The 25,742-nt window shown below is 71.6% G+C and carries 24 protein-coding genes and 2 tRNA genes; 10 read left to right on the forward strand and 16 right to left on the reverse strand.

What is annotated here, in order from left to right; genetic code table 11:
* The first annotated feature begins 167 nt into the window (after positions 1–167).
* Entirely contained in the window at positions 168–419 is a 252-nt protein-coding gene (locus tag ACWCPW_RS45295; protein WP_020555620.1) for a DUF3073 domain-containing protein, read from the forward strand.
* Between the two features lie 195 nt (positions 420–614).
* On the opposite strand, the gene purM is transcribed toward ACWCPW_RS45295, so the two are convergent.
* The 3 genes from purM to ACWCPW_RS45310 all read right to left on the reverse strand — a co-directional run bounded on the left by purM (position 615) and on the right by ACWCPW_RS45310 (position 4,183).
* Entirely contained in the window at positions 615–1,688 is a 1,074-nt protein-coding gene (purM, locus tag ACWCPW_RS45300; protein WP_449767477.1) for a phosphoribosylformylglycinamidine cyclo-ligase, read from the reverse strand.
* A gap of 112 nt (positions 1,689–1,800) precedes the next feature.
* A complete protein-coding gene (purF, locus tag ACWCPW_RS45305) occupies positions 1,801–3,357 on the reverse strand; it encodes an amidophosphoribosyltransferase (protein WP_406297788.1) in 1,557 nt (518 codons plus the stop codon).
* Positions 3,358–3,394: 37 nt separating this feature from the next.
* Positions 3,395–4,183, reverse strand: coding sequence for a sterol carrier family protein (locus ACWCPW_RS45310; RefSeq protein WP_449767478.1), 789 nt, complete (start codon positions 4,181–4,183; stop codon positions 3,395–3,397).
* Positions 4,184–4,288: 105 nt separating this feature from the next.
* Here ACWCPW_RS45310 and ACWCPW_RS45315 point away from each other — a divergent pair, with 105 nt between their 5' ends.
* The 3 genes from ACWCPW_RS45315 to ACWCPW_RS45325 are packed head-to-tail and all read left to right on the forward strand — an operon-like array spanning position 4,289 to position 6,229.
* Positions 4,289–4,636: a hypothetical protein gene (locus ACWCPW_RS45315; protein ID WP_449767479.1), complete on the forward strand. Its 348-nt coding sequence runs from the start codon at positions 4,289–4,291 to the stop codon at positions 4,634–4,636.
* A complete protein-coding gene (locus ACWCPW_RS45320) occupies positions 4,633–5,541 on the forward strand; it encodes a hypothetical protein (protein WP_449767480.1) in 909 nt (302 codons plus the stop codon). Before ACWCPW_RS45315 ends, ACWCPW_RS45320 begins: the two co-directional genes overlap by 4 nt.
* Positions 5,542–5,575: 34 nt before the next feature.
* Positions 5,576–6,229 carry a hypothetical protein gene (locus ACWCPW_RS45325; protein ID WP_449767481.1) on the forward strand — a complete coding sequence of 218 codons (654 nt, stop codon included), beginning with the start codon at positions 5,576–5,578 and terminating at the stop codon, positions 6,227–6,229.
* A 42-nt stretch (positions 6,230–6,271) separates the two neighbouring features.
* Here ACWCPW_RS45325 and purL read toward each other — a convergent pair whose 3' ends face one another.
* From purL to purS, 3 genes are read right to left on the reverse strand one after another with little or no spacing between them, the layout of a single operon-like run.
* Complete coding sequence (gene purL / locus ACWCPW_RS45330; RefSeq protein WP_449767482.1) at positions 6,272–8,521, reverse strand: phosphoribosylformylglycinamidine synthase subunit PurL; 2,250 nt, start codon at positions 8,519–8,521, stop codon at positions 6,272–6,274.
* The gene (gene purQ, locus ACWCPW_RS45335) at positions 8,521–9,198 is read right to left on the reverse strand and encodes a phosphoribosylformylglycinamidine synthase subunit PurQ (RefSeq protein WP_449767483.1); all 678 of its coding nucleotides are present in this window, start codon (positions 9,196–9,198) and stop codon (positions 8,521–8,523) included. The genes purL and purQ overlap by 1 nt, the downstream gene beginning before the upstream one ends.
* Positions 9,195–9,452, reverse strand: a complete 258-nt coding sequence (gene purS / locus ACWCPW_RS45340; RefSeq protein ID WP_391589184.1) for a phosphoribosylformylglycinamidine synthase subunit PurS — start codon at positions 9,450–9,452, stop codon at positions 9,195–9,197. The genes purQ and purS overlap by 4 nt, the downstream gene beginning before the upstream one ends.
* Positions 9,453–9,950: 498 nt before the next feature.
* On the opposite strand from purS, the gene ACWCPW_RS45345 reads away from it, so the two are divergent.
* The 3 genes from ACWCPW_RS45345 (at position 9,951) to ACWCPW_RS45355 (ending at position 10,728) form a co-directional block, all read left to right on the forward strand.
* On the forward strand, positions 9,951–10,277 hold the full coding sequence (locus ACWCPW_RS45345; RefSeq protein ID WP_126636576.1) for a histone-like nucleoid-structuring protein Lsr2: 327 nt from the start codon (positions 9,951–9,953) through the stop codon (positions 10,275–10,277).
* A 211-nt stretch (positions 10,278–10,488) separates the two neighbouring features.
* Positions 10,489–10,560: transfer RNA gene (locus ACWCPW_RS45350), tRNA-Gly, on the forward strand.
* 92 nt (positions 10,561–10,652) lie between these two features.
* Positions 10,653–10,728: transfer RNA gene (locus ACWCPW_RS45355), tRNA-Gly, on the forward strand.
* Between the two features lie 155 nt (positions 10,729–10,883).
* Here ACWCPW_RS45355 and ACWCPW_RS45360 read toward each other — a convergent pair.
* The 7 genes from ACWCPW_RS45360 to ACWCPW_RS45390 all read right to left on the reverse strand — a co-directional run bounded on the left by ACWCPW_RS45360 (position 10,884) and on the right by ACWCPW_RS45390 (position 19,221).
* A complete protein-coding gene (locus tag ACWCPW_RS45360) occupies positions 10,884–11,786 on the reverse strand; it encodes a phosphoribosylaminoimidazolesuccinocarboxamide synthase (protein WP_449767484.1) in 903 nt (300 codons plus the stop codon).
* 108 nt (positions 11,787–11,894) lie between these two features.
* Positions 11,895–13,271: a hypothetical protein gene (locus ACWCPW_RS45365; protein WP_449767485.1), complete on the reverse strand. Its 1,377-nt coding sequence runs from the start codon at positions 13,269–13,271 to the stop codon at positions 11,895–11,897.
* Positions 13,272–13,463: 192 nt separating this feature from the next.
* Complete coding sequence (gene purD / locus ACWCPW_RS45370; RefSeq protein WP_449767486.1) at positions 13,464–14,744, reverse strand: phosphoribosylamine--glycine ligase; 1,281 nt, start codon at positions 14,742–14,744, stop codon at positions 13,464–13,466.
* A gap of 37 nt (positions 14,745–14,781) precedes the next feature.
* Positions 14,782–15,384: a hypothetical protein gene (locus tag ACWCPW_RS45375; RefSeq protein ID WP_449767487.1), complete on the reverse strand. Its 603-nt coding sequence runs from the start codon at positions 15,382–15,384 to the stop codon at positions 14,782–14,784.
* 73 nt (positions 15,385–15,457) lie between these two features.
* Complete coding sequence (locus tag ACWCPW_RS45380) at positions 15,458–16,180, reverse strand: GntR family transcriptional regulator (RefSeq protein WP_449767488.1); 723 nt, start codon at positions 16,178–16,180, stop codon at positions 15,458–15,460.
* A 287-nt stretch (positions 16,181–16,467) separates the two neighbouring features.
* On the reverse strand, positions 16,468–17,820 hold the full coding sequence (locus tag ACWCPW_RS45385; protein ID WP_449767489.1) for an aminotransferase class III-fold pyridoxal phosphate-dependent enzyme: 1,353 nt from the start codon (positions 17,818–17,820) through the stop codon (positions 16,468–16,470).
* 108 nt (positions 17,821–17,928) lie between these two features.
* Positions 17,929–19,221 (reverse strand): adenylosuccinate synthase, encoded by a 1,293-nt coding sequence (locus ACWCPW_RS45390; RefSeq protein WP_449767490.1) that lies wholly within the window; start codon positions 19,219–19,221, stop codon positions 17,929–17,931.
* Between the two features lie 124 nt (positions 19,222–19,345).
* Between ACWCPW_RS45390 and ACWCPW_RS45395 the strand changes: the two genes are divergently transcribed.
* Entirely contained in the window at positions 19,346–20,296 is a 951-nt protein-coding gene (locus tag ACWCPW_RS45395; protein ID WP_449767491.1) for a diacylglycerol kinase family protein, read from the forward strand.
* A gap of 90 nt (positions 20,297–20,386) precedes the next feature.
* Here ACWCPW_RS45395 and ACWCPW_RS45400 read toward each other — a convergent pair whose 3' ends face one another.
* On the reverse strand, positions 20,387–20,803 hold the full coding sequence (locus tag ACWCPW_RS45400) for a DUF3151 domain-containing protein (protein WP_449767492.1): 417 nt from the start codon (positions 20,801–20,803) through the stop codon (positions 20,387–20,389).
* A 98-nt stretch (positions 20,804–20,901) separates the two neighbouring features.
* Positions 20,902–21,924, reverse strand: a complete 1,023-nt coding sequence (fbaA, locus tag ACWCPW_RS45405) for a class II fructose-bisphosphate aldolase (protein WP_020555640.1) — start codon at positions 21,922–21,924, stop codon at positions 20,902–20,904.
* A 615-nt stretch (positions 21,925–22,539) separates the two neighbouring features.
* Between fbaA and ACWCPW_RS45410 the strand changes: the two genes are divergently transcribed.
* Both ACWCPW_RS45410 and ACWCPW_RS45415 read left to right on the forward strand, forming a co-directional pair.
* The gene (locus ACWCPW_RS45410) at positions 22,540–23,166 is read left to right on the forward strand and encodes a SigE family RNA polymerase sigma factor (protein ID WP_449767493.1); all 627 of its coding nucleotides are present in this window, start codon (positions 22,540–22,542) and stop codon (positions 23,164–23,166) included.
* Positions 23,163–24,164 (forward strand): hypothetical protein, encoded by a 1,002-nt coding sequence (locus ACWCPW_RS45415; RefSeq protein WP_449767494.1) that lies wholly within the window; start codon positions 23,163–23,165, stop codon positions 24,162–24,164. The genes ACWCPW_RS45410 and ACWCPW_RS45415 overlap by 4 nt, the downstream gene beginning before the upstream one ends.
* Positions 24,165–24,273: 109 nt before the next feature.
* Here ACWCPW_RS45415 and ACWCPW_RS45420 read toward each other — a convergent pair whose 3' ends face one another.
* Entirely contained in the window at positions 24,274–25,641 is a 1,368-nt protein-coding gene (locus ACWCPW_RS45420) for an FAD-dependent oxidoreductase (protein WP_449767495.1), read from the reverse strand.
* Between the last annotated feature and the right edge of the window lie 101 nt (positions 25,642–25,742).

The following is a 25,742-nucleotide window of genomic DNA, read 5'->3' on the forward strand; positions in this document are numbered from 1 at the left end:
GTCGGGGTCCGAGCCCCGCTGTCACCCATGCGACGTACCGTCCGGCGGCGGAAGCAGGTACCGTTAATCCCCTACGGGCCGGTTCTCAAGCGTCATCGAACCGTCCCTGACTATGAACGCGTGTCAAGACCCGGGGCCGTGAGCCCCGTCGTTGAGGGGGTCGAGCCATGGGGCGCGGCCGGGCCAAGGCCAAGCAGACAAAGGTCGCCCGCCAGCTGAAGTACAACAGCGGCGGTACGGATCTGAGCCGTCTGGCTGAAGAGCTGGGCGCGTCGTCGCCAACCGACTTGCCGATCGGCAAGCCAGAGGTTGACGACGACACGAGTGAAGACGAGTTCGACGACCCCTACGCGGGGTATTCGGCTCGTTACAACGATGACGAGGACGAGGAAGACGACGGCCGATCGCGCCATCGTTGACGCCCCGATCCTCTTCTTCGAGCACGGGATGCAACGCCCTATTCAGCCGGGGCGCCCGTGCGCTGTGACACCGCCCGGTCCGGGACCGAGTAGGACGACTACTCGACCCCGGGCCGTTTGGCGTGTTCGCGAACACGCCCACGGAGGTGCCGCCGTCCCGATCCGGAACGACGGCTGCCGCCGCGGGTGCTTTCGTCATGCCCGGTGATCGCCGCTCAGTACGGCCCGGCCGGAGCCGGTGACGATCTCGCCCAGGATCCAGGCCGGCACGCCGCGCTCGGCGAGCACCGCCAGGGCCGCGTCGGCCGCGTCCGGGGCGACCACCGCGACCATGCCCACGCCCATGTTCAGCGTCTTCTCCAGTTCGGCCCGGGCCACGTCGCCCAGCGAGCCGACCAGGCCGAAGATCGGCGCCGGGGTCCAGGTCGAACGGTCCAGGCGGGCGTCCAGGTGGGCCGGGAGCACGCGCGCCAGGTTGGCCTCCAGGCCGCCGCCGGTGACGTGCGAGAACGCGTGCACGTCGGTGCGTCGGGCCAGGTCGAGGCAGTCCAGCGAGTAGATCCGGGTCGGCTCCAGGAGTTCCGCGCCGAGGGTGCGGCCCAGTTCCGGCACGTCGCGGTCGAGCTTCCAGCCGGCGATGGTGAAGAACACGTGCCGGGCCAGCGAGTAGCCGTTGGAGTGCAGGCCGGAGGCGGCCATCGCGATCACCACGTCGCCCGCGCGCACCCGCTCCGCGCCGAGCAGGCCGTCGGCCTCCACGACGCCGGTGCCGGCGCCCGCGACGTCGTACTCGTTCGGGTCGAGCAGGCCGGGGTGTTCGGCCGTCTCGCCGCCGACCAGCGCGCAGCCGGCCAGCACGCAGCCCTCGGCGATGCCCTTGACGATCGCCGCGATGCGCTCGGGGACGACCTTGCCGGTGGCGATGTAGTCGGTCATGAACAGCGGCTCGGCGCCGCACACGACCAGGTCGTCGACGACCATGCCGACCAGGTCGTGGCCGATCGTGTCGTGCTTGTCCATCGCCTGCGCGATGGCGACCTTGGTTCCCACCCCGTCGGTCGCGGTGGCCAGCAGGGGGCGCTCGTATCGCTTGAACGCGGACACGTCGAACAGGCCCGCGAAGCCGCCCAGGCCGCCGACGACCTCGGGCCGGGTGGCCTTGCCGACCCATTGCTTCATCAGCTCGACGGCGCGGTCACCGGCCTCGATGTCGACGCCGGCCGCGGCATAGGTCGCGGTGCGGGGGGTGGGGGTGGACTGGTCGCTCACGGCGGCGGCCCTTTCGGGTCGGGTCGGTGGATCTTCTCGGGGCGCCCCGTCGCGGCCCCGGGTGGGGACGCGGCGCGGCGATCCGAAGGAGAGAACTCGGGGGCTCGGCTGATCAGGGACGGCGCAGCGCGTCCTCGGCCCCGCCGCCGCCGAGGAGGGCCTGCACGCCGTCCACGTCGGTGCGGACGGTCTGCTCGATGCCTTCGAGGAGGTGCTTGCCCAGCCGCTCGGGGTCGGGCAGCTCGATCGGGTACTCCCCGTCGAAGCAGGCCCGGCAGAGCCGGTCCTTGGGGATGGTGGTCGCCTCGACCATCGCGTCGATCGAGATGTAGGCGAGCGAGTCGGCCCCGAGGGACTTGGCGATCTCGTCCACCGAGAGACCGTTGGCGATCAACTCGGCCCGGGTGGCGAAGTCGATGCCGAAGAAGCACGGCCACTTCACCGGCGGCGAGGAGATCCGCACGTGCACCTCGGCCGCGCCGGCCTCGCGCAACATGCGCACCAGCGCGCGCTGCGTGTTGCCGCGCACGATCGAGTCGTCGACGACGACCAGCCGCTTGCCCTGGATGACCTCGCGCAGCGGGTTGAGCTTGAGCCGGATGCCCAGTTGCCGGATGGTCTGGCTGGGCTGGATGAAGGTGCGACCCACGTAGGAGTTCTTGACCAGGCCGTTGCCGTACGGGATGCCCGACTGCTCGGCGTAGCCGATCGCGGCGGGGGTGCCGGATTCGGGGGTCGGCATGACCAGGTCGGCGTCGACCGGGAACTCCTGGGCCAGCCGGCGGCCCATCTCGACCCGGGACGCGTAGACGCCTCGGCCGGCGATCGTGGTGTCGGGGCGGGCCAGGTAGACGTACTCGAAGACGCAGCCCTTGGGCTTGGCCTCGGCGAACCGTCGGGTGCGCAGGCCGTGCTCGTCGACCGCGATCAGTTCGCCCGGTTCGATCTCGCGAATGAACGAGGCACCGACGATGTCGAGTGCGGCGGTCTCGCTCGCGACCACCCAGCCGCGCTCCAACCGACCGAGCACGAGGGGCCGGATGCCCTGGGGATCGCGCGCGGCGTAGAGCGTGGTCTCGTCCATGAAGACCAGCGAGAAGGCGCCCTTGATCTTGGGCAGCACCTGCATCGCGGTCTGTTCCAGGGACAGGTCCGGGCTGCCGGCCAGGAGCGAGGTCAGCAGATCGGTGTCGCTGCTGGCCTCGATCCGGCCCTGGTAGGGATAGTTGAGCTCGCCGCGATCGGGGCCCTGCTCGGCGACCAGACGGGACAGCTCACCCGTGTTGGTGAGGTTTCCGTTGTGGCCGAGCGCGATGCTGCCGGTCGCGGTGGCCCGGAAGGTCGGCTGGGCGTTCTCCCAGACCGACGAACCGGTGGTCGAGTAGCGGGCATGGCCGACGGCCATGTGCCCGCGGAGCGAGCCCAGGGTGGTTTCGTCGAAGACCTGGGAGACCAGGCCCATGTCCTTGAAGACCAGGATCTGGGATCCGTTGCTCACAGCTATACCGGCGGATTCCGTCCCGCGGTGCTGCAATGCGTAGAGACCGAAGTAGGTGAGTTTTGCGACCTCTTCGCCGGGGGCCCAAACGCCGAAGACGCCGCAGGCATCCTGCGGGCCCTTCTCGCCGGGGAAGAGATCGTGGTTGAGTCGTCCATCGCCACGTGGCACGTGATCGAGTCTACGACAGGGCCGGATCGGTCGCGGTTCACCCCATCAGTGGCAGGTATCCGGACAAGTCGCTGCGTTCGCCACTCGCCAGCACCCGACCGTCCTCGACCGCGTCCGCCCAGGTCAGACGGCCGGTGGCGAGGCGGAGCCAGGTCCTGGGGTCGGTCTCGACCACGTTGGGCGGAACGCCCCGAGTGTGCCGAGGGCCTGTGACGCACTGCACTACGGCGAACGGCGGGACGCGGACCTCGACCGAGTGTCCGGGGGCCCGGGTCGCCAGCGCGTCGGCCAGCGCGCGGACCACGGTGCCCAGCGCGTGCCGGTCGTGCGGGAACGGCTCGCCGGTCGCGCGTTCGAGGTCGTCGCAGTGCACGACGGCCTCCACCAGGCGGGTCACGAGCATGTCGGCGACCCGCATCGGGCCGATCCGGGTGATGGTGATCCGGGCATCGGGGACGCCGTCGAGGGCGGCGATCGCGTCGTCCACGTAGTCGGCGGGGGTGTGGCCGGCCTCGGCCATGTCGTCGGCGATGGCGGAGATCACCGCGGCGTGCGCGGAGGTGCCGCTCGCCCACTGCTCGACGGTGATCGGGGGTCCGCCGGGGATCGGCTCGGCGAGCCAGCGCGGCACCGCCTGCACGCTCGCGGCCAGGTGGCCGACCAGGTTGGCGGTGGACCAGCCGGTCAGCCCGGAGGGAGCGGCGAGTTGCGCCGGGGTCAGCGCGGACGTCACTTCCACCATCGTGTGCCACTGCGCGATCAGCGCGGCGCGCACCTTGACCGGGTCGACCTTGCGGGGGCGCGGGGCGGCGGGGCGGCTCGTCATGGGTGCAGGTTAGAGGGCTCGATCGGGGACGAGTAGGCGATTCGTTTCTGCACAGATTCGCCGCGCGGGCGCCCGCCCCGATGCCCGGGTCGCCACGCTGGGCACATGAGCAATTACGGGGACCCCGACCGGGTCGAGGCGATCGCGAGCGAGTTGGCGACGGCGAGCGAGCGGGTGCGGCCCGGGCCGGTGAGCATCGAGTGGCACGGCGCCGCCGCGGACGCCTTCGCGGCCCGGGCACAGACCTGGCGCCGCGAGTGCGCGGCGGCCGAACCGGCCGTCCTGGCGGTGGCCGAGGCGTTGCGGGCACACGCGGCGGCGATGCGGGCCGCACTGGCCAGGATCGCGGCCGACGAACGGGCGGCCCGAGCGGCGGCCGGGCCGGACGCGCGCGAACACCTTCCGGCCGGCGGCGGCGCGGCCCGGCCGGCCGAGCGGTGGGCGACGCGGTGACCGCCGGGTTCACCGCGACGCCGGACGCGCTGGTGGCACTCGCGGGCCGATTGCGCGCGGTCGCCGGCGAGGTGTGGGCGCTGCGCGAGCGGGTCGCGGCGGTGGATGTCGCGGCGAGCCGGCCGCTGGCGCCGGCGACCTTCGAGGTACTGCGCGCCCGGCTGCGCGACGCGGTGGAGACGCTGGATCGGGCCGAGCGCACCGGCGTGGACCTGGCCGACCGGCTGACCGAGAACGCCCGGGCGTACGCGGAGGTGGACACGACAGCGGCGACCCGGTTGCTGGACCTGGTGCCGGCCGGTCCCGCTCCCCCGCCGCCGCCCGCCGCGTCGGTCCGGGTCGCCGAGCCGCCGTTCGTGCTGCCCGAGGCATTCCACGGCCCGGTCACGATCCGGCCGATGGGCCGCGGCGCGGGCATCGCCCGAATCACCTCGGTCGCGGCGGGCGGCTCGGGCGGGTCGGGCGCGGCCGTCGCGGCAGGCGCGGCCGCCCCGCCGGACGGGTTGCCCGCGCCGGGCGGGGACGAGATCGTGGCCCGCGCGAAGAGGTGGGCCGACCTGCGGCTGGGCTACAGCATGACCGGGCTGCACGACGGCTACCGCACGGACTGCTCGGGGCTGGTCTCGATGGCCTGGGGCCTGCCACCGCCGGGGTTGACCACGGTGACCCTCCCGGAGGTTTCGCACCCGATCGGCAAGGACGACCTGCGCCCCGGGGACATCCTGCTCGACACCGCGCCCGGCGCGGCCGGTCACACGCTGATCTTCGCGGGCTGGGCGGACGCGGCGCACACGACCTATCACGCGTACGAGGAGAGCGCCTCCAAGGGCGCGCACCACGGCACAATCCCCTACCCGTACTGGCCCGGGCACGGTACCTTCCGGCCGTACCGATTGGGGACGTAGCGGCGTGGTCTCACCGCGCCGACGGGGGTGGGCGATGCGCCTGGGGACGAGGTCCGGCGCGGAATCGAGCAGCAGGACAAGCACCGGCGCCGGCTCCGAACGGCGTGCGGTCCCCGTCGCGGTGATCGTCCGCAGAACGCTGCTGCTGGGGCCGGCCGTCGTGGCGTTGATCACGTGGCGGGTCGCGGCGGCCAACCCGTGGAACCTGGACGTGTTCGACCGGGGGATCCTGATCGGCGGGGTGGTTCCGGCCGCGCTCGGGATCTGCCTGATCGGGATCGAGGTCGCGGCCACGTTCCGGGCCCTGGTGATCCGCCTGGCGGCACTGGGACTCGCGTTCGTGGCCGGGCTGGTGATGGCTCTCGGCACCGTGGTCACCGCGCTCACCCAGGACGACCGCCCGGCCGGGAAGGTCGTGGCGATGTCGCCGGACGGCCGGATTCGGGCGGTGCGGGTGGACGACGCGGCCTCGTACTCGATCGAACCGAGCTACGACCTGGACATCCGAACGAGTACGGGCCTGGAGCGGAGCACGAGCATCCTGAGCGAGTGCGAGGACCACGGGGCGACGGTCACGGGCGTGCGATTCCTCGACAACCGCACGCTGGAGTACACCCCGCCGCAGGGGACTCCCGTGCGCGTGAGCTTCGATCGCAATCTGAAGGCCGAAAGGCAACAGTGCCCGTGAGGGGTGCACGAGGCACCCCTCACGGGCACGGGATGTCGCCGATCAGCCGAACAGGCCCTTGAGGGTCTCCTCGTGAGCGGTGCGCAGTTCGCTCAGCGCCACCGTGAAGTGGCCCTGGAAGTCGAGTGTGTCACCGTCGACCACACCGATCCGGGCGCACGGCAGGCCGCGCACCTTGCACATGTCGGAGAAGCGCAGTTCCTCGCTCCGCGGCACCGCGACGATCGCTCGGCCCGCCGACTCGCTGAACAGCGCGACGGTCGGGTCGAGGTCCTCGGCCAGCACCACCCGGGCGCCGTGGCCACCGGCCAGGCACGCCTCGACCAGCGCCTGGGCCAGACCGCCGTCGGCGAGGTCGTGCGCGGCGTCGATCATGCCGTCGCGCGAACCCGCGATCAGGACCTCGGCGAGCAGCCGCTCGCGCTCCAGGTCGACCCTCGGCGGCAGGCCGCCCAGGTGATCGTGGGCCACCTGCGCCCACGCCGAGCCGGACAGCTCCTCGTGCGTGTCGCCCAGGAGCAGGATGATCTGCCCCTCCTCGGCGAAGCCGATCGGCGTGCGCCGCTCGACGTCGTCGATCACACCCAGCACGCCGACCACCGGCGTCGGGTGGATCGCCGTCTCGCCGGTCTGGTTGTAGAACGACACGTTGCCACCGGTGACCGGCGTGCCCAGGATCTGGCACGCGTCGGCGAGACCGCGCGTGGTCTCGGCGAACTGCCACATCACCGCCGGGTCCTCGGGCGAACCGAAGTTGAGGCAGTCGGTGACGGCCAGCGGCTTGGCGCCGGTGGTGGCGACGTTGCGGTAGGCCTCGGCCAGCGCGAGCTGCGCGCCGACGTACGGGTCGAGCTTGCAGAAGCGGCCGTTGCCGTCGGTGGCGAGCGCGACCCCCAGGCCGGTCTCCTCGTCGATCCGGACCATGCCGGAGTCCTCCGGATGGGCCAGCACGGTGTTGCCGAGGACGTACCGGTCGTACTGGTCGGTGACCCACGACTTGTCCGCCAGGTTCGGCGACGCGACGACCTCGAGCAGGGTGGCCTTGAGCTCTTCGGCCGTGCCCGGGCGCGGCAGCCGCTCGGCGGCGTCCGCCTGGAGCGTGTCCTGCCACTGCGGGCGCGCGAACGGCCGCTCGTAGACGGGGCCCTCGTGCGCGACGGTGCGCGGCGGCACGTCGACGATCTGCTCGCCGTGCCAGTAGATCTCCAGCCGGTCGCCCTCGGTGACCTCGCCGACGACGGTGGCGATCACGTCCCACTTGTCGCAGATCTCCATGAAGCGGGCCACGTGGGCCGGCTCCACGACCGCGCACATGCGCTCCTGCGACTCGCTCATCAGGATCTCTTCGGGCGAGAGCGTGTGGTCGCGCAGCGGGACGGTGTCCAGCTCGACCCGCATCCCGCCGGAACCGGCCGAGGCCAGCTCGGAGGTCGCGCAGGACAGGCCCGCGCCGCCGAGGTCCTGGATGCCCGCGACCAGGTGCTCGCGGAAAAGCTCCAGGGTGCACTCGATCAGCAGCTTCTCCTGGAACGGGTCGCCGACCTGGACGGCCGGGCGCTTGGCCGGGCCGTCGGCGTCGAAGGTCTCCGAGGCCAGCACCGAGACGCCGCCGATCCCGTCGCCGCCGGTGCGGGCGCCGTACAGGATCACCAGGTTGCCCGCGCCGGAGGCCTGCGCGAGGTGGATGTCCTCGTGCTTCATCACGCCCACGCACAGCGCGTTGACCAGCGGATTGCCCTGGTAACAGGGGTCGAAGACAATCTCGCCGCCGATGTTGGGCAGGCCCAGGCAGTTGCCGTAGCCGCCGATGCCCGCGACCACGCCGGGCAGCACGCGCCGGGTGTCGGGGTGCCCGGCCGCGCCGAAGCGCAGCGGGTCCATCACCGCGACCGGGCGGGCGCCCATCGCCAGGATGTCGCGCACGATGCCACCGATGCCGGTCGCGGCGCCCTGGTAGGGCTCCACGTAGGACGGGTGGTTGTGCGACTCGACCTTGAAGGTCACCGCGTAGCCCTGGCCGACGTCGACGACGCCGGCGTTCTCGCCGATGCCCACGAGCATCGCGTCGTTGGCGGGCATCTTGTCGCCGAACTGGCGCAGGTGCACCTTGCTCGACTTGTACGAGCAGTGCTCGGACCACATCACCGAGTACATCGCCAGCTCGGAGGACGTCGGCCGGCGGCCGAGGATCTCCCGGATGCGCGTGTACTCGTCCGGCTTGAGGCCGAGTTCGGCGAAGGGCTGCTCGACCTCGGGGTGGTCGAGCGCGTTCTTGACGGTGTCCAGGCTCATCAGGCGTTCACCAGGCGCTTCAGGATCGAGGTGAAGAAGGGGAGGCCCTCGGTCGTCGGACCGGTCAGCGCTTCGACCGCGTGCTCGGGGTGCGGCATCAGGCCCACCACATTCCCGGCGGCGTTGCTGATGCCGGCGATGTCGCGCCGCGATCCGTTCGGATTGACGTCGAGGTAGCGCGCGATCACGCGGCCCTCGGCCTCCAGCATGTCCAGGGTGCGCTCGTCGGCGACGAAACCGCCTTCACCGTTCTTGAGCGGAACGGTGATCTCCTGCCCCGGCGCGAAGTCCGACGTCCACGCGGTGGACACGTTCTCGATGCGCAACTTTTGGTCGCGGCAGATGAAGTGCAGGTGGTCGTTCCGGGTGAGCGCGCCCGGCAGCAGGTGGGATTCGCAAAGAATTTGGAAACCGTTGCAGATGCCCAATACCGGAAGGCCGGCCCGCGCCTGCTCGATCACCGATTCCATGACCGGAGAGAAGCGCGAGATGGCGCCGCAACGCAGGTAGTCGCCGTACGAGAAACCACCGGGGAGGACGATCGCGTCGACCTGCTGGAGGTTCTTGTCCTTGTGCCACAGGGCGACCGGCTCGGCACCGGCGATACGCACCGCGCGCCGGGCGTCGCGGTCGTCGAGCGAGCCGGGGAAGGTGACGACGCCGACGCGGATCGTCACTTCCCCTCCTCCGCCTCGACGCGGACCACGAAGTCCTCGATCACGGTGTTGGCGAGGAACGACTCGGCGGCTTCGCGGATGCGGGCGAGGGCGGCCTCGTCGACCGGTCCCTCCAGCTCCAGTTCGAAACGCTTGCCTTGGCGGACGTCGGTGATTCCGTCGAATCCCAGACGCGGCAGCGCGCGCTGCACGGCCTGCCCCTGGGGATCGAGGATTTCCGGCTTGAGCATGACGTCGACGACGACGCGTGCCACAGGCACTCCCACTGTGATGGTTCGGGCCGGTCCGTATCCGGGATACGGGGGTTCGGACCCTGCTGCTGGATCGGGCCGGTCGACGCCGGCACCCGATGGATCGGCGGTATCAGGGTACCGGCCGGCTCCGGGAGGCCGTTCCGGCGCCAAGTTATCCACAGCTTTGAAGTTGTCCACAGGGGGATCGACGCGATCAGGATGTCAATAAATCACCGCCAAACGGGCAATGCGCCGCACTCGGGGCTCGCACGAGGTCGACTCGCCCTTGCGTTGTCCACAGGCTGTGGATCACGCACCGGCCCGACCCGCGGACACGCCCGTGCGCGCGCGGCGAGAGGAATATCTCGCGTATCGTGAAAACGAATCGCCGACCGGTAAATTAGCGCTTACCGAACCGAAGAACAGCGGACGACACCGCTACGGTTCGCGTTTAGCGCTTAGACTCGGCAATGTAGTTTTGTTTTTCGCCTCGGTGCTATCACCCGAGAGGACACCGCCATGGCCCAGCGTGTAGTCGTCAGCCTGCACGACGACATCGACGGAAGCGAGGCCACGGAAACCATCCGTTTCGGCCTCGACGGCAAGTCGTATGAAATCGACCTTTCGGAAGAGCACGTTCAGCAGATGCGGGATGCCCTGGCTCCTTATCTCGCGGTCGCGCGGCGCACCGCGCGCACGGGAAAGCCGTTCCGCCAGACGACCGTCACCTCCGACCCCGCGGCGGTGCGGGCCTGGGCCCGTGCGCGCGGCATGGACGTACCCGCCCGCGGGCGCATCCCGGCCCGCGTGTACGCGGAATTCGAGGCCGCCAACACCGCCAACTGACGGCACCGCCGTCCCGGGCGTCGGGCACGACCGACGCCCGACCGGGCCTTTCGGCCCCCGTTCCGCGCCTGTCGGCGGGACGGGGGCGGGCCGTCCCGGAAGAACTTTTCCGGCAAACAGGGACATCTGTAGCGATCCGACTCCGGAGCGTACTCGGCACCTCCGGGGGTCCTATAGAGTTCTCTTGCACCCGGGAAACCGGGGAACACACGCAGGCGTAGCTCAGTGGTAGAGCGCCCCCTTTCCAAGGGGGAGACGCAGTGTTCGATTCCTGTCGCCTGCTCTGCTCGGCCCCTCGAACCGAGGTCGGTGGCAACCACCTCCGCGGATCGGGTAGGGTTGGGGACACAACGCGGGGCCGAAACCCCGAGTCGTGCGGACGTGGCTCAGTTGGTAGAGCATCACCTTGCCAAGGTGAGGGTCGCGAGTTCGAATCTCGTCGTCCGCTCCATAAGAAGGCCGGATCACTCATGTGATCCGGCCTTCTTGTCGTCCGCGCCGGTCGCTCACGCGTGTCGTCCCCGCGGAACGCGGCGCATCGCCCGTGGGCCGGCCGATCGTCGTCGGGCCCGGGGCGCCCGGCCCGACGACGATCGGGTCCCCGGGTCAGGCCCAGCGCCGCCCGGTCAGGCGCTCGTACGCCTCGACGTACTTCTCGTGCGTGCGCCGCACGACCGCCTCGGGCATGGCGGGCGGCGGGGTGTCCGCCGCGCGATCCCAGCCGGACTCGGGCGAGGCCAGCCAGTCGCGCACGTACTGCTTGTCGAAGGACGGCTGGGCGTGCCCGGGCTCCCACTCGTCGGCGGGCCAAAAACGCGACGAGTCGGGGGTGAGCACCTCGTCGGCCAGGACGAGGCCGCCCTGCGGGTCGAGGCCGAACTCGAACTTGGTGTCGGCCAGGATGATCCCGCGCTCGCGGGCGATGTCCCGGGCCCGGCCGTACACGGCCAGCGTGGCCCGGCGCAGCGTGGCGGCGAGCTCGGCGCCGTGGTGCTCGGCGACGTAGTCGTAGGAGACGTTCTCGTCGTGCTCGCCGACCTCGGCCTTGGTCGCCGGGGTGAAGATCGGCGCGGGCAGTTCGGAGCCGTCGGTCAGGCCCTCGGGCAGCGTGATGCCGCACACCGTGCGCGAGGCGCGGTACTCCACCAGGCCGGATCCGGTCAGGTAGCCGCGGGCGACGCACTCCACCGGCACCATGTCCAGGCGGCGGCACACCAGCGCGCGGCCGGCCCAGTCGGCGGGGGCGCCGGCCGGCACCTCCGTGGAGATCACGTGGTTCGGGTACAGGTCCGCGAGCAGGTCGAACCACCACAGCGACATGCTGGTGAGGATCCGGCCCTTCTCCGGGATCTCCGGGTCCAGGACCCAGTCGAAGGCCGACATCCGATTGCTGGCCACCATCACGAGGTTGCCCTCGGCGTCGGTGTACAGGTCGCGCACCTTGCCGGTGTGGATGTGGGTCAGACCGGGAACCTCGACCGGCTCGGGCTTGGTGACGAATCCGCTCACTGAAACCAGCGCTTTCTTGGGTCGTGGTGGGTGAGGCGAGTCTTTCACGACGCCTTCCACACCCCGACCGCCCCGACCGATCGCGGCCGTTCACCGACGGGGCGGGCCTCAGGCGGCCGAGCCGCCCGGGTGCACCGGCTCTCGGGTGGCGATGCCGATCCGGGCCAACCAGGTGCGCAGCGGGGCGTCGTTGCCCTCGTCGACGGCGCGGGTGATCAGGGTCGCCAGGTCGACCGCGTGGCCGCTTCCGTCGACCAGGACCGGGCCGTCCAGCCAGTCCACCGCCGGGTGCATCCGGCCGGTGTCCAGGGCCGCGCACGCGACCACCGCGAACAGGTGGTCGGCGGCCTTGCGGTGGTCCTCGTCCGGATCCCGGCGCAGCACCGCCAGGGCGTCGTCGACCGGCGCCGCGAACGCCTCGGCCCGGGCCCGCCAGACCGGCTCGATGACCGCCTCCGGGTACTCCGCCCAGTCGACCGGGTCCGGGGTCGGCCCGTCCGCGAAGATGCCCGCCGCGAGGCGGGAGATCTCGCCGTCCATGGCGACCGCGTCGGCGAGCAGGTCGCTGGCGGGCCGCTCGGCCAGGCGCGCGCCGAACGCGTTCGCGAGCTTGTCCCGTCGGGAGAGCTCGGTCAGCGCCGACACCACGCCCGCCATCAGCGCGTCCGGGCGCCGCCCGATCGTCCACGCGGGCGCGGCGAGCCGGGTCAGCAGGCGGTCCCAGCCCGCGTAGGCCAGGCCGACCTGTTCGTGCGCGGTGGCCCGCAGCTCCGGCTCCAGCGGGATGGCCAGCGCCGCCGCGCCGACCGCGATCTCGCGTTCCATGAGTTCGGCGTGCCCCTGGCACAGGCCGAGCAGTTGGCGGGCGAAGGCGCGGGAGGCCCGGCGGGCCGGGCGCAGCGGGACCGGACCCAGCGGGCGGCGCACGTCGGCGACCGCGTCCAGCCGGCGCACCCAGCGCCGCGCGCCCACGACGGCCGGTTCGGCGGAGGCCTCGGTGCCCGCCACGACCGGCGCGAGCAGCGCGCGCAGCTCGCCCACCCGCAGCCACCACAGGAAGGGCGCGCCGATCACCAGCACGGTGCGCCGGGGTCGGCGGGCGTCGGGTTCCAGCCAGCTGTCGCATTCGGGGCACAACCGGATGCCGTCGGGTGTCGGCACGTGCAGTTCCTCGGCCAGCTCGCGCACCATCGCGTGCAGCTCCGGGGCGTCCCGCGGGCCCAGCGTGATCGCCGGGATACCCGTCCTGCGCACCAGCGCGAGGTCGAGCGCGACCCACGCGAGCACCGCCACCAGGGCCACCGCGAGGGTGGCCAGCAGCGTGCCCGGGGCGCTCTCGCCGAAGGTGCGCGAGGCGCCGTACAGCAGCAGGCCGGCGGCCGTGAGCGCGGCAAGGACAGCGCCGTTGCGCACCCACAGCACCGCGCGCGCCCGTGCGCGCGCCTCGGCCAGCGCCAGTGGTTCGGCCGACTCGCCCACACGCATCGCCCCCATCCGATCCTGGATCCGGGGATCACTCGTCCGGGTCGTCGGTCACGACCCGCGGTGCTCGCACGATAATGCGACGAGTTCGGGTGTTCAGCCCCTTCGGGCCGAACACCATCCCTGCGAGTGAGATCCGGGGCCGGACGGCTGTGTGGGTTTGAGCCGACCGATGGCGGATCCGAACGGCCGAATTCAGCCGTTCGGGACGCCGTCCGCGATGCTGATCTCGCCCCGGATCGCCTTGGCCGCGATGTCGGTGCGGTGGTGCGAGCCGGGCAGGCCGATCAGCGCGACACCCTCGTACGCGCGGTCGCGTGCCTGTTCCAGGGTCGCGCCGGTACCGGTCACCGAGAGCACCCGGCCGCCGGAGGAGAGCACCTCGCCGCCCTCGCCGCGACGGGTGCCGCCGTGCAGGACGTAGGTGTGCGGGAGCTTGGCGACCTCGGCCAGGCCCTTGATCGGGTCGCCGGTGCGCGGCGTGGCCGGATAGTCCTCGGCGGCCACCACGACGGTCACCGCGGCGCCCTCGTGCCAGCGCAGCGGCTCCAGCTCGCCCAGGCGCCCGGTCGCCGACGCGTGCAGGACGCCGGCCAGCGGGGTGGCCAGGCTCGCCAGCACGACCTGGGTCTCCGGGTCGCCGAACCGGCAGTTGTACTCGATCACGCGCGGGCCGCGCGAGGTCAGCGCCAGGCCGATGAACAGCACGCCGGAGAACGGCGTGCCGCGGCGGCGCATCTCGTCCACGGTGGGCTGGGCGACGGTGCGCACCAGGTCCTCGGTCAGGCCCTCGGGGGCCCACGGGAGCGGGGTGTAGGCGCCCATGCCGCCGGTGTTGGGGCCGGCGTCGTCGTCGCCGACCCGCTTGAAGTCCTGGGCGGGCTGGAGCGCGACCACGTCGTTGCCGTCGCACAGCACGAACAGCGAGACCTCGGGGCCGTCCAGGAACTCCTCGATCACCACGCGGTCGCAGGACGCGGCGTGCTCGCGGGCGACCTCGAGGTCGTCGGTGACCACGACGCCCTTGCCGGCGGCGAGGCCGTCGTCCTTGACCACGTACGGCGGCCCGAACGCGTCCAGCGCGCGGTCGGCCTCCTCGGGCGTGGTGCACAGGTAGCTGCGCGCCGTGGGCACGCCGGCCGCGGCCATCACCTCCTTGGCGAACGCCTTGGAGCCTTCCAGGCGCGCGGCGGTGCCGGACGGGCCGAAGCAGTCGATGCCCCGGGCGCGCACGGCGTCCGCGACCCCGGCGACCAGCGGCGCCTCGGGGCCGACGACCACGAGGTCGACGCCGAGGCGTTGGGCGAGGTCGGCGACGTCCCCCGCGTTGAGGGCGTCGACCTGGCGCAGCTCGGCCACCTGGGCGATGCCGGCGTTGCCGGGCGCGCAGTAGACGGCGGAGACCGCGGAGTCGAGGGAGAGCGAGCGGCACAGCGCGTGCTCACGGGCACCGCTGCCAATCACGAGGACCTTCACACCGGCAGCCTAGTGGGGCGCGCGGCGGGCATCGAACTCAGGCGAAGACCACCATCGCGCCCAGCGTCACGCTCTCCTGGGCGGCGGCGTACAAGGTCGCCCACACGAATCGCTCGCGGGCGAACGGCGCGCCGTCGTAGGTGGGCGTGGGTCGGGGCGGGTCGAGCAGGTCCACGCCGATGTACGGGGCGAGGTCCTCCAGCTCGCGCAGCATGCCCAGGCTGGAGCCCAGCGGCCCGCCGCCCTCGGGCAGCGGGTCGTCCATCAGCGGCTGCGGGAAGTCGACCGGCAGGTAGGCGCCGGCGTGGTCGTAGTGCCAGACCAGGTGGGAGAACTGGGCGGCGGCCTCGAAGGTCTCCAGGAGGCGGTCGTAGTCCTCGCCCAACTGCTCCACCGGGGTGACCGGGAACCCCGTGCGGTGCAGCAGGTAGGCGCGGCGCAGATAGTGCAGCGACTCGTGGTCGAACGCGCCGGCCAGACGCACCTCGGCGGTGCCCGGCTGCCACGTGCGCACCGGCACGGCCGGCAGGCCGTTGCCGACGAGCGCGGCGTCGTAGGCGGCCAGTTCGTCGCGGAACGGATTCTCCGGGTTGTGACACAGCGCGTCCACGAGCGGAACGAGCCAGACGTCGCAATCCACGGTGCAGCTCCCGGTCTTGTCGGTGCGGGTGGCGTTCAGGGCGCCACCGTACCGCCCTGGGGCAGGGCGATCGTCAGCGCGCGTCCGCGAGTTCGCGAGCGAGCCGGCGGCCGACCGAGGTGTAGTCGCGCATCAGGGCCATCGCGCCCTCCGCGTCGCGTCGCGCGACCCGGTCGGCGAGTTCGCGGTAGCGGCCCCAACCGGTCTCGGTCGGCGGCGCCTCGCGCAGGTAGGGAACGATGTACATCCAGGCCTGGACCCGCAACACGGCCAGCACGTCCGCCAGTCGGCGATTGCCGCTCCAGCGCCCGAGTTCGCCGAAGAAGCGGCGATCGAGCAGGGCCACCTCCGAGACGTCCCCGTTCCAGCGCGCGCCGTCGAGGCGGTCGCCCAGCGCGCGCAGTGTGGGCATCGCCTCCTCCGGCGCGGTGCGCGCGACCCGGCCGATCAGCGGGACGCCCAGCAGTCGGCGCGACTCGACGATCTCGGCGAAGTCGGTCCAGGTGAAGGCGCACACCTGGAAGCCGCGGTGGTGGCCGCCGAGCAGCAGGCCCTGCGCGGCCAGTTGGATCAGCGCCTCGCGTACGGGGGTTGCCGACACCCCGAAGCGCTGCGCGGTCTCGTTGACGGTGAGCGAGGTACCGGCCGCCAGTCGCCCGGTCACCAGGTCGTCGCTGAGCACCTCGGCGATCTCCTGGCGCAGGCTGGTCCGCCGCAACGGGGCCTGCCCGCCGATGGGATCGGCCACGCCGAAAAGCAGGCCGCCGTCTAAAACACTGCCCTGTGCCGACTGCACGCGGTCTCTTCTCGCCGGCCGTCGGCACCGTCGCGCCGACGGGCACCCGTCCGATCAAGTCGATCGCGTCGATCATATGAACGGATATCCGATTTGGGGAGCAACGTGCCCATCCGATTTCGCCCGCGACGTCGGGAGTCGGCCGCAGGATGCCCGGGGATCGCACCGCAGGGCACGCGAAAAAGCCGTACCCGCACCGGTCGGGGTGCGGGTACGGCTTCGTTCGGCGGTCCGGTCCGGGCGGCCCGGGCGGGCCGACGCAGGCCTGACGACCGATCAGGACGGGGTCAGACGCAGTACGCGTCCGCGACGGTCAGCGCCTCGTCCAGGATGGCCAGGCCCTCCTTGACCTCGGCCTCGGTGCTCGTGCACGGCGGCACCACGTGGGTGCGGTTCATGTTCACGAACGGCCACAGGCCCCGGGCCTTGCAGGCCGCGGTGAACTCGTTCATCGGCTGCGCGGCCGGGCCGGCGGCGTTGTAGGCGACCAGCGGCTCGCGGGTCTCCTTGTTCTTGACCAGCTCGATCGCCCAGAACACGCCGAGGCCGCGGACCTCGCCGATGCTCGCGTGCCGCTCGGCCATCGCGCGCAGTTCGGGGCCGATCACGTTCTCGCCGAGCGACTTGGCGTTCTCGACGATCTTCTCCTCGCGCATCGCGGTGATCGTCGCGACGGCGGCGGCGCACGCGAGGGGGTGACCGGAGTAGGTCAGGCCGCCGGGGTAGGGGCGCTCGCGGAAGGTCTCGAAGATCCGGTCGGAGATGATCACGCCGCCGAGCGGGACGTATCCGGAGTTGACGCCCTTGGCGAAGGTGATCAGGTCGGGCGTGACGCCCCAGTTGTCCACCGCGAACCAGGCGCCGGTACGGCCGAATCCGGCCATCACCTCGTCGGCGATCAGGATGATCCCGTACTTGTCGCACAGTGCCCGGACACCGGCGAGGTAGCCGGCCGGCGGCACCAGGATGCCGGCGGTGCCCACCACGGTCTCCAGCACGATCGCGGCGATCGTGGCTGCGCCCTCGAACACGATGGTGTTCTCCAGGTGCGCCAGCGCGCGCTCGCACTCCTGCGCCTCGCCGTCCGCGTGGAAGGCGGAGCGGTAGGCGTACGGGCCCCAGAAGTGCACGATGCCGGACACGCCGGTCTCGTTCGGCCAGCGGCGCGGGTCGCCGGTCAGCGCGATCGCGTTCGCGGTGGCGCCGTGGTACGAGCGGTAGGTGGAGAGCACCTTGTGCCGGCCGGTGTGCAGGCGCGCCATCCGGATCGCGTTCTCGTTCGCCTCGGCGCCGCCGTTGGTGAAGAAGACCCGGTTCAGGTCGCCGGGCGCGAGCTCGGCGATCAGGCGCGCGGCCTCGCTGCGGGCGTCGTTGGCGAAGGCCGGCTGGACCATGCACAGCTTGTCGGCCTGCGCCTTGATCGCCGCGACGACCTTGGGGTGTTGGTGCCCGATGTTGGTGTTGACCAACTGGGACGCGAAGTCCAGGTACCGGTTGCCGTCGTAGTCCCAGAAGTAGGAACCCTCGGCACCCGCGACCGCCAGCGGGCTGATGAGCCCCTGTGCGGACCAGGAGTGGAAGACATGGGCGCGGTCGGCGTCGTAGACGGCCTTCCCGGCCGCCGGGTCCAGAGTGCTCATGCGGCCACCCTACGGGGGCACGAACGCGGCCCGAACCTGCAGATTGTCAACGATCACGGGGCCCGCCCGACAGTGTGTCGGACGGGCCCCGCCGTGCCTCGTCGCCCGCTACTTGCCGCGGAGCAGGCTGTTGATCTCGATGGTCTGCGTGCGGCCGGGGCCGACGCCGATCGCCGAGATCGGGGCGCCGGACATGTCCTCCAGGGCCCGGACGTACGCCTGCGCGTTCTTGGGCAGATCCTCGAAGGTCTGCGCGCCGGTGATGTCCTCGGTCCAGCCGGGGAGCTTCTCGTAGATCGGCTTCGCGTGGTGGAAGTCGGTCTGCGACATCGGCAGTTCGTCGTGCCGCACGCCGTCGATGTCGTAGGCGACGCAGACCGGGATCTCCTCCCAGCCGGTCAGCACGTCCAGCTTGGTCAGGAAGAAGTCGGTGAGCCCGTTGACCCGGGTCGCGTAGCGCGCGATGACCGCGTCGAACCAGCCGCAGCGCCGGTCGCGACCGGTGGTCACCCCGCGCTCGTGGCCGATCCGGCGCAGCGCCTCGCCGTCCGCGTCGAAGAGTTCGGTCGGGAACGGTCCGGCACCCACACGCGTGGTGTACGCCTTGAGGATGCCGATCACGCCGGTGATCTTGGTCGGGCCGATGCCGGATCCGGCACACGCGCCGCCCGCCGTCGGGTTGGAGGAGGTCACGAACGGATACGTGCCGTGGTCCACGTCCAGCAGCGTGCCCTGGCCGCCTTCGAGCAGGACGACCCTGCCCTGATCCAGGGCCTGGTTCAGGACCAGCGTGGTGTCGGCGACGTACGGCTTGAGCTGCTCGGCGTAGCCGAGGTATTCCTCGACCACTTCCTCCACCCGCAGCTCGCGGCGGTTGTACATCTTGACCAGCATCTGGTTCTTGTCCGACAGCGCGCTCTCGACCTTTTGGGTCAGGATGCCGACGTCGAACAGGTCCTGGACGCGGATCCCGACCCGGTTGATCTTGTCGGCGTAGGCCGGGCCGATGCCGCGCCCGGTGGTGCCGATCTTGCGCTTGCCGAGGAACCGTTCCGTCACCTTGTCCAGGGTGCGGTGGTACGGCGTGATCAGGTGCGCGTTGCCCGAGATGAGCAACTTGGAGGTGTCGATGCCGCGTTCGACCAGGGTGCTGATCTCGTGCAGCAGCACCCCCGGGTCGACCACGACACCGTTGCCGATGACGGGCGTGCACTCGGGCGTGAGGATGCCGGAGGGCAGCAGGTGGAGGGCGTACTTCTGATCGCCGATGACAACGGTATGGCCGGCATTGTTGCCGCCCTGGTACCGGACCACGTAGTCGACGGATCCGCCGAGCAGGTCGGTAGCCTTCCCCTTGCCCTCGTCTCCCCATTGGGCGCCGACGAGTACGAGTGCGGGCATGAGGCGTACACCCCTTCCAGGCGGGGCATGTTTGACAACGGGAGCCCCGGACGGTCCAAGCCCCTTGACGCGGTGCGCGGCAAGGGGCTCTTGCGGGGAGAGGTTACCTGAGGAAGGACGACCGGTGTCGGCCGAGCGCTCGCTGCTCGTGATCACGGACCCTGCGGCTCGCTCGGCGGACGGCGAATCCGTCCGGGTCGCGCTCGATGTTCTGCGGGCCTGCGCCCCCAGCAAGATCGTCATTCCCACGGACACCGCCGACCTGCAACGCGCGCTCGCGCGGCGGGGCCGTCGGCGTGTCGTGGTGATCGGCGGGGATGCCGGAGTGCACGCCGTGGCCCGTTTACTGGATCGTCAGGAAGAGCTCGGGGAAACCCCGTTGGGCATCGTCCCGGTGGACACCGGCAGCGGCCACGGACTGGCCGAGGCGCTCGGCCTGCCGGTCGAGCCGGCCAAGGCGGCACGCGTGGCGTTGGGCGAGAACGAACGTTCCTTCGACCTGATGTCGGACGACCTGGGCGGCCTCGCGCTGCGTTCGGTCCGGATCGGCCACGGGGTGCGTTCCACCCGTCCCGCGCCGGTGCGGACCATGCCCGGACGCGGTTGGCGCGGGCTGGTCGACCACGCCGTGCGGACCGTTTCGAGCACCGTCGGCGCGGCGGTGGGGCCCTCGGGCCACCGGCTGCGGATCGAGGCGGACGGGTGTGTCGTGGCCGACATCGATCGGCCGGTGTTGTCCGTGCACCTGGGGTGCGACGGCTCGATGACACCCGGGTCGAAGATGACGGAAGTCACGTCGAACGGGCCCGGCACCGGCAGTGCAGGAAACGGGACGAGGAGTGCGAACAGGACGAACGACGCGGGGCTGGCGAGCGTGATGATCACCGGCCATCCCGGGGCCGCCCGGTTCGGCGCGGCGCAGGCCCGCGACGCGCTCGTGCAGTTGCGCGCACACGAGATCACCGTGTGCGGTCGCGACTTCACCTACGCGGCGGACGGCATGGCGACCGGGCCGGTACGGCTGCGTACGTGGACGGTGCGGCCGAGCGGCTGGCGGCTGTTCGTACCGGCGTAGCCCGCACCGAAACCGCGGGGGCAACGCCGGCCGGGCCGAAAGATCCGGTCCGGCCGGCGTTCGAGGCGGGTTCGACCGAAGGCCGGGTACTCAGCCCTCCAGCGCGTCCGCACCCGCCGGACTGCTGTCCCGCAGGAAGATCGTGCAGCGCGAGTACTCCTCCTCCTCGCCGATCGCTCCCGCCGCCCGCGCCAGCGCGTGCAGCGAGCGCAGGAAGCCCCGGTTCGGCTCGTGCTCCCACGGCACCGGGCCGTGGCCGCGCCAGCCGGAGCGGCGCAGCGCGTCCAGGCCGCGGTGGTAGCCGACCCGGGCGTAGGCGTACGACTCGATCACGTTGCCCTGGGCGAACGCGGCGTCGGCCAGTTCGGCCCACGCGAGGGAGAAGGTCGGGAACTTCGCGGCCACCTCGACCGGCGGCACACCGTCCGCGAGCAGCGCCAGCGGCTCGGGTTCCTCGGGCAGGTAGGTGGGGTCGGGTCCGCCGAAGAGGTTCTGATCGATGGTCATGGGCCCATGATTGCCCATCGCGACGGCCCGTCACGACGCGAAGCCCGCGACCTCGTGGTCGCGGGCTCCGGTCGGGCGGGGTGTGGCCCCGGCGGGTGCTACTTCAGCCGGGTGCCCGCGGAACGCAGGTCCCGACAGGCCACGACGACCCGCTCGGCCATTCCGGTCTCGGCCGCCTTGCCGTACGAACGCGGGTCGTACAGCTTCTTGTTGCCGACCTCGCCGTCCACCTTGAGCACGCCGTCGTAGTTGCGCAGCATGTGGTCCACGACCGGGCGGGTGAAGGCGTACTGCGTGTCGGTGTCGACGTTCATCTTGACCACGCCGTAGTCGAGCGCCTCGCGGATCTCCTCCAGGAGCGAGCCCGAGCCGCCGTGGAAGACCAGGTCGAAGGGCTTCTCCCGGCCGTACTTCGCGGCGACCGCGTCCTGGATGTCCTTGAGGATGCTCGGGCGCAGCTTGACGTTGCCCGGCTTGTACACGCCGTGCACGTTGCCGAACGTGGCGGCCAGCATGTACCGGCCCTTCTCGCCCAGGCCGATCGCCTCGACCGTCTCCAGCGCGTCGGCCGGGGTCGTGTAGAGCTTGTCGTTGATCTCGTTGTCGACGCCGTCCTCCTCGCCGCCGACGACGCCGATCTCCAGCTCCATGATGATCCGCGCGGCGGCGCACTTGGCGATCAGCTCACGGGCGATCTCGAGGTTCTCGTCGAGCGGTACGGCCGAGCCGTCCCACATGTGCGACTGGAACAGCGGGTCCTGTCCCTTGGCCACGCGCTCGGCGGAGATGTCGATCAGCGGGCGCATGAACCCGTCGAGCTTGTCCTTGGGGCAGTGGTCGGTGTGCAGCGCGATGTTCACCGAGTACTTCTCCGCGACCACCTTCGCGTACTCGGCGAAGGCGACCGAGCCCACCACCATGTCCTTGACGGTGGTGCCGGACAGGAACTCCGCGCCGCCCGTGGACACCTGGACGATGCCGTCGCTCTCCGCCTCGGCGAAGCCGCGCAGCGCGGCGTTCAGGGTCTGGGACGAGGTCACGTTGATCGCCGGGTAGGCGAATCGACCGGCCTTCGCCCGGTCGAGCATCTCGGCGTAGACCTCGGGAGTTGCGATGGGCATGCGTCTGCTCCTCGTTGCTCAGCCAAGCGGTGATATGAGGGTTTTCGGACACGGATGGCCGTATCCCCGCTTGCCGCCCATCCTGGCAGACCACTCCGAACGACACCGCATCCCGTCCTCCCCGTTCGGAGGAGCGGGTGCCGCATCTGACGGATCGTCAGGTCGACGTCGCGCGGTCGCGCCGAACTCTCGGGGAACTTCCGTACGAACTTGCACTTCCGACGCAACCATCCCACCGGATGTGCGTCCTAGGCAGTGAGAGCGGGCAAGCGGGGACACGGCGGGAACAACGTGCGGGGCCGAGCGACACCGGCTTTCGCGGCGTCCGCGGCCCCGTCCGTCCTCGGTTCTTTTTCCACAACCTTCCCCAAGGGAGACCCCTGTCATGCGCGTGACGGTTATGCGCAGATTTGTCGGCAAGGTGGTCGCGGTCTCCGCCACGGCCGCGCGCCCGGGCGTCGGCTCGGCGGGGCGCCGTCGCGGCGCGAACCGAGCTGCCGGAGAAAGAACTTCGGTCGACCGCGCAACCCTTCGGGGTGCGGCGCGTCACCAGGACACGGGCTGTGCACGGAGGGTGGGGGGCGGTCTCATGACAGCGAAGGGGGCGGCAGGGCTGTGGCGCTGCTGAGCATGCCGGCATTCGGGGGCGACCAGGCGTCGTCCGGCTTCCCGTCGGAGGGCGCGGCGGTGCCCGAAGCACCACGTCGTACGCGATTTCGGATCCTGCGCGGCGGCGGCGAGGACCCGCCGGCCCGCCCGACGTTGACCGAGCTCTATCACGCCCAACGGCTCGGCATGGTCCGACTGTCCATCCTGCTCGTGGACGACCTCGGCACCGCCGAGGACGTCGTCCAGGACGCCTTCACCGCGCTGTACCGACGCTTCGGCGAGGAACTGGACGACGTCGACAACGCGCTGGCCTACCTGCGCACCTCCGTGGTCAACCTCTCCCGCTCGGTGCTGCGGCGCCGGCGCACCGCCCGTGCCTACGTGCCCCCGCACGAACCCGACGCCTCCTCGCCCGAGGACGTGGTGGTCCTGTCCGAGGAGCACCTGCGGGTGCTCGGCGCGGTCCAGCGCCTGGCACCGCGACAGCGCGAGGTGCTGGTGCTGCGCTACTGGTCCGATATGACGGAGGCTCAGATAGCCGAGACCCTCGGGCTCTCCCGTGGAGCGGTGAAGTCCACGGCAAGCCGTGCCATCGACGCCCTCGAAAAACTCATGAAGGACGAACAGTGGTGACCGAACGCCATGCGCGCGACGAATCGATGGAGGATCTGCTGCGCGCGGCCCTGGCCTCGCGCGCGGACTCAGTCACGCTCGGCTCCCTGCGACCGCCGGGCCCACCCACCGCGAAGGACGCCCACCGCGGTCGGCGTACGAGGGTCGGCGTCCCGCTCGGCATCCTGGCCGCCGTGGCCGCGGCCTTCGGCGGGGTGTCCCTGATCGGGGCACCGCGACACCAGGACGGCGCGCCCGCCCAGGGGCCGGTGTCGGTGAGCGCGCTGCCGACCTCGGAGCACACCGCGGTACCCGAGGCGCCGGCGCGGGCCGTGCCGACGACGAGCGCCCCGCGAACCACCACTCCCCCGGCGGATCCCGACCCGGATCCCGACTCGCCGGCGACGAGCGAGCGGACCCGGACGTCGTCTCCGCCGAGCCGAACGGGCACCCCCGGCACGCCGACGAGCACCCGGCCGGTCGACAAGACCTTCGGCGCGCAGGCGATCAAGGTGAACCTGCCGGCCGGATGGCGCGAACAGGCCCGCGAAGCCGACTCCGGCGGGGTCCGCCGCAGCCGCTGCTTCCTGGCCGCCGGGACAACGGGGAGCGCGCTCACCTGCGACCTGAACTCCGTCGAGATCCGTGTCGACGAGCTGGACGCCCCGGCCCGGTGGAGCTACGCGACGACGATCGATCAAAGCCCGTACGGCTACGCCACCCAGCCGGTCTGCGCGAAGGACGGGCGCCTGGTCGTGCTGAAGGACACCGAGACGATCACGGCCAAGGTGGTGACCAGGGAGAAGCGCACCGTCGGCGGGCGCGGCGCGGAGTACCGCGTGGTCTCGGTGACCTGCGCGGGCGGCCAGAACTTCAAGGTGCGCACCTGGTCGATCGTGGATCAGGGCATCGAGATCATGGCCACCGGCGTGGACGCCGGGACCGACGGCGCGATCGACAGCCTGATCGCGTCCATCGACCCGACCGGCTTCAAGCCCCGCCCGTATTCGGCGCGCTGACCGCTCCGCGCCGCCGGCCGACCGGCTCCGCCCGCCCCGACCTCGCGCCGCCCGCCGGCCCCCGCCGGCCGTTCGGGCGGCGGGGCCGGCGTCGGACCGGCGCGAGGGGTCAGTGGTCCTCGGCGACCCTCTGGGCGGCCTTGCGCGCCGCCACCAGGATCGGGTCCCACACCGGCGAGAACGGCGGCGCGTAGCCCAGGTCCAGGGAGGTCATGTCCTCCACCGTCATCCGGTGGGTGAGCGCGACCGCCGCGGTGTCGATCCGCTTCGCGGCGCCGTCCCGACCGACGATCTGCACGCCCAGGAGTCGGCCGGTGATCCGCTCCGCGATCATCTTGACCTTCATCGAGCGCGCGCCCGGGTAGTAGCCGGCCCGGCCGGTGGACTCGATGGTCGCGGTCACGAACTCGAATCCGGCCGCCGCCGCGTCCTTCTCGCGCAACCCGGTCCGGCCGATCTCCAGGTCGCAGACCTTGCTCACGGCGGTGCCGACCACGCCGGGGAAGGTCGCGTAGTCCCCGCCGATGTTGGTGCCGATCACCCGACCGTGCTTGTTCGCGTGGGTGCCCAGCGCGATGTGCTGCCGGCGGCCGGAGACCAGGTTGAGCACCTCGACGCAGTCGCCGCCCGCCCAGATCCCGTCCGCGGTGACCCGCATCCGCAGGTCGGTGCGCAGACCGCCGCTCGCGCCCAGCGGCAGGCCCGCCTCGCGGGCGAGTTCGGTGGCCGGGCGCACGCCCAGACCGAGCACCACGATGTCCGCGGGAAAACGGCCGTCGGCGGTCAGCACGGCACTCGCGCGACCGTCCGTCAGCTCGATCTCGCGGGCCTCGGTATCGGTCACCACGTCGATGCCCAGGCCCTCCATGGCCTCGTGCACCAGCGCGCCCATGTCCGGGTCGAGCGTGGACATCGGTTGCGCGGACCGGTCCACGACGGTCACCGACAGGCCCTTGCGGACCATCGCCTCGGCCATCTCGATGCCGATGTAGCCGCCGCCGATCACCACCGCCGTACGGTGCTCGGGGGCCAGCCAGTCGATCAGCTCGCGCGCGTCCTCCAGGGTCTGCACGCCGTACACGCCGGGCGCGTCGATGCCCGGCAGCGGCGGCCGCACCGGCACCGCGCCGGTGGCCAGCACGAGCTGGTCGAAGCCGATCCGGTCGGCCCGGCCACTGCCCAGGTCGCGGACCGCGATCTCGCGGCGATCCAGGTCCAGGCCCTCCGCCTCGACGCCCAACCGCAGGTCTATCCCGCGCTTGCGATGCTCCTCGGGCGTACGGGCGATCAGCGCGTCCGGACCGTCCACCTCGCCCGACACCAGGTACGGGATGCCGCACGCGGAGTACGAGGAGAACCGGCCGCGCTCGACCACGACGATCTCCAGGTCGTCCTCGCCGCGCCGCCGCCGGGCCTGCGAGGCCGCACTCATTCCGGCGGCGTCGCCGCCGATCACCACCAGTCGCTCGATGCCCACGTGCTGCCCCTGACTCTGTGTGCGTCCATGTGTCGCCGGGTGTCGGGACACCGCCCGACCGGCGCGCGATCGGCGCGACCATCACCCGGCAAGGTCCCGAC

The organism is Embleya sp. NPDC001921, assembly GCF_053594475.1.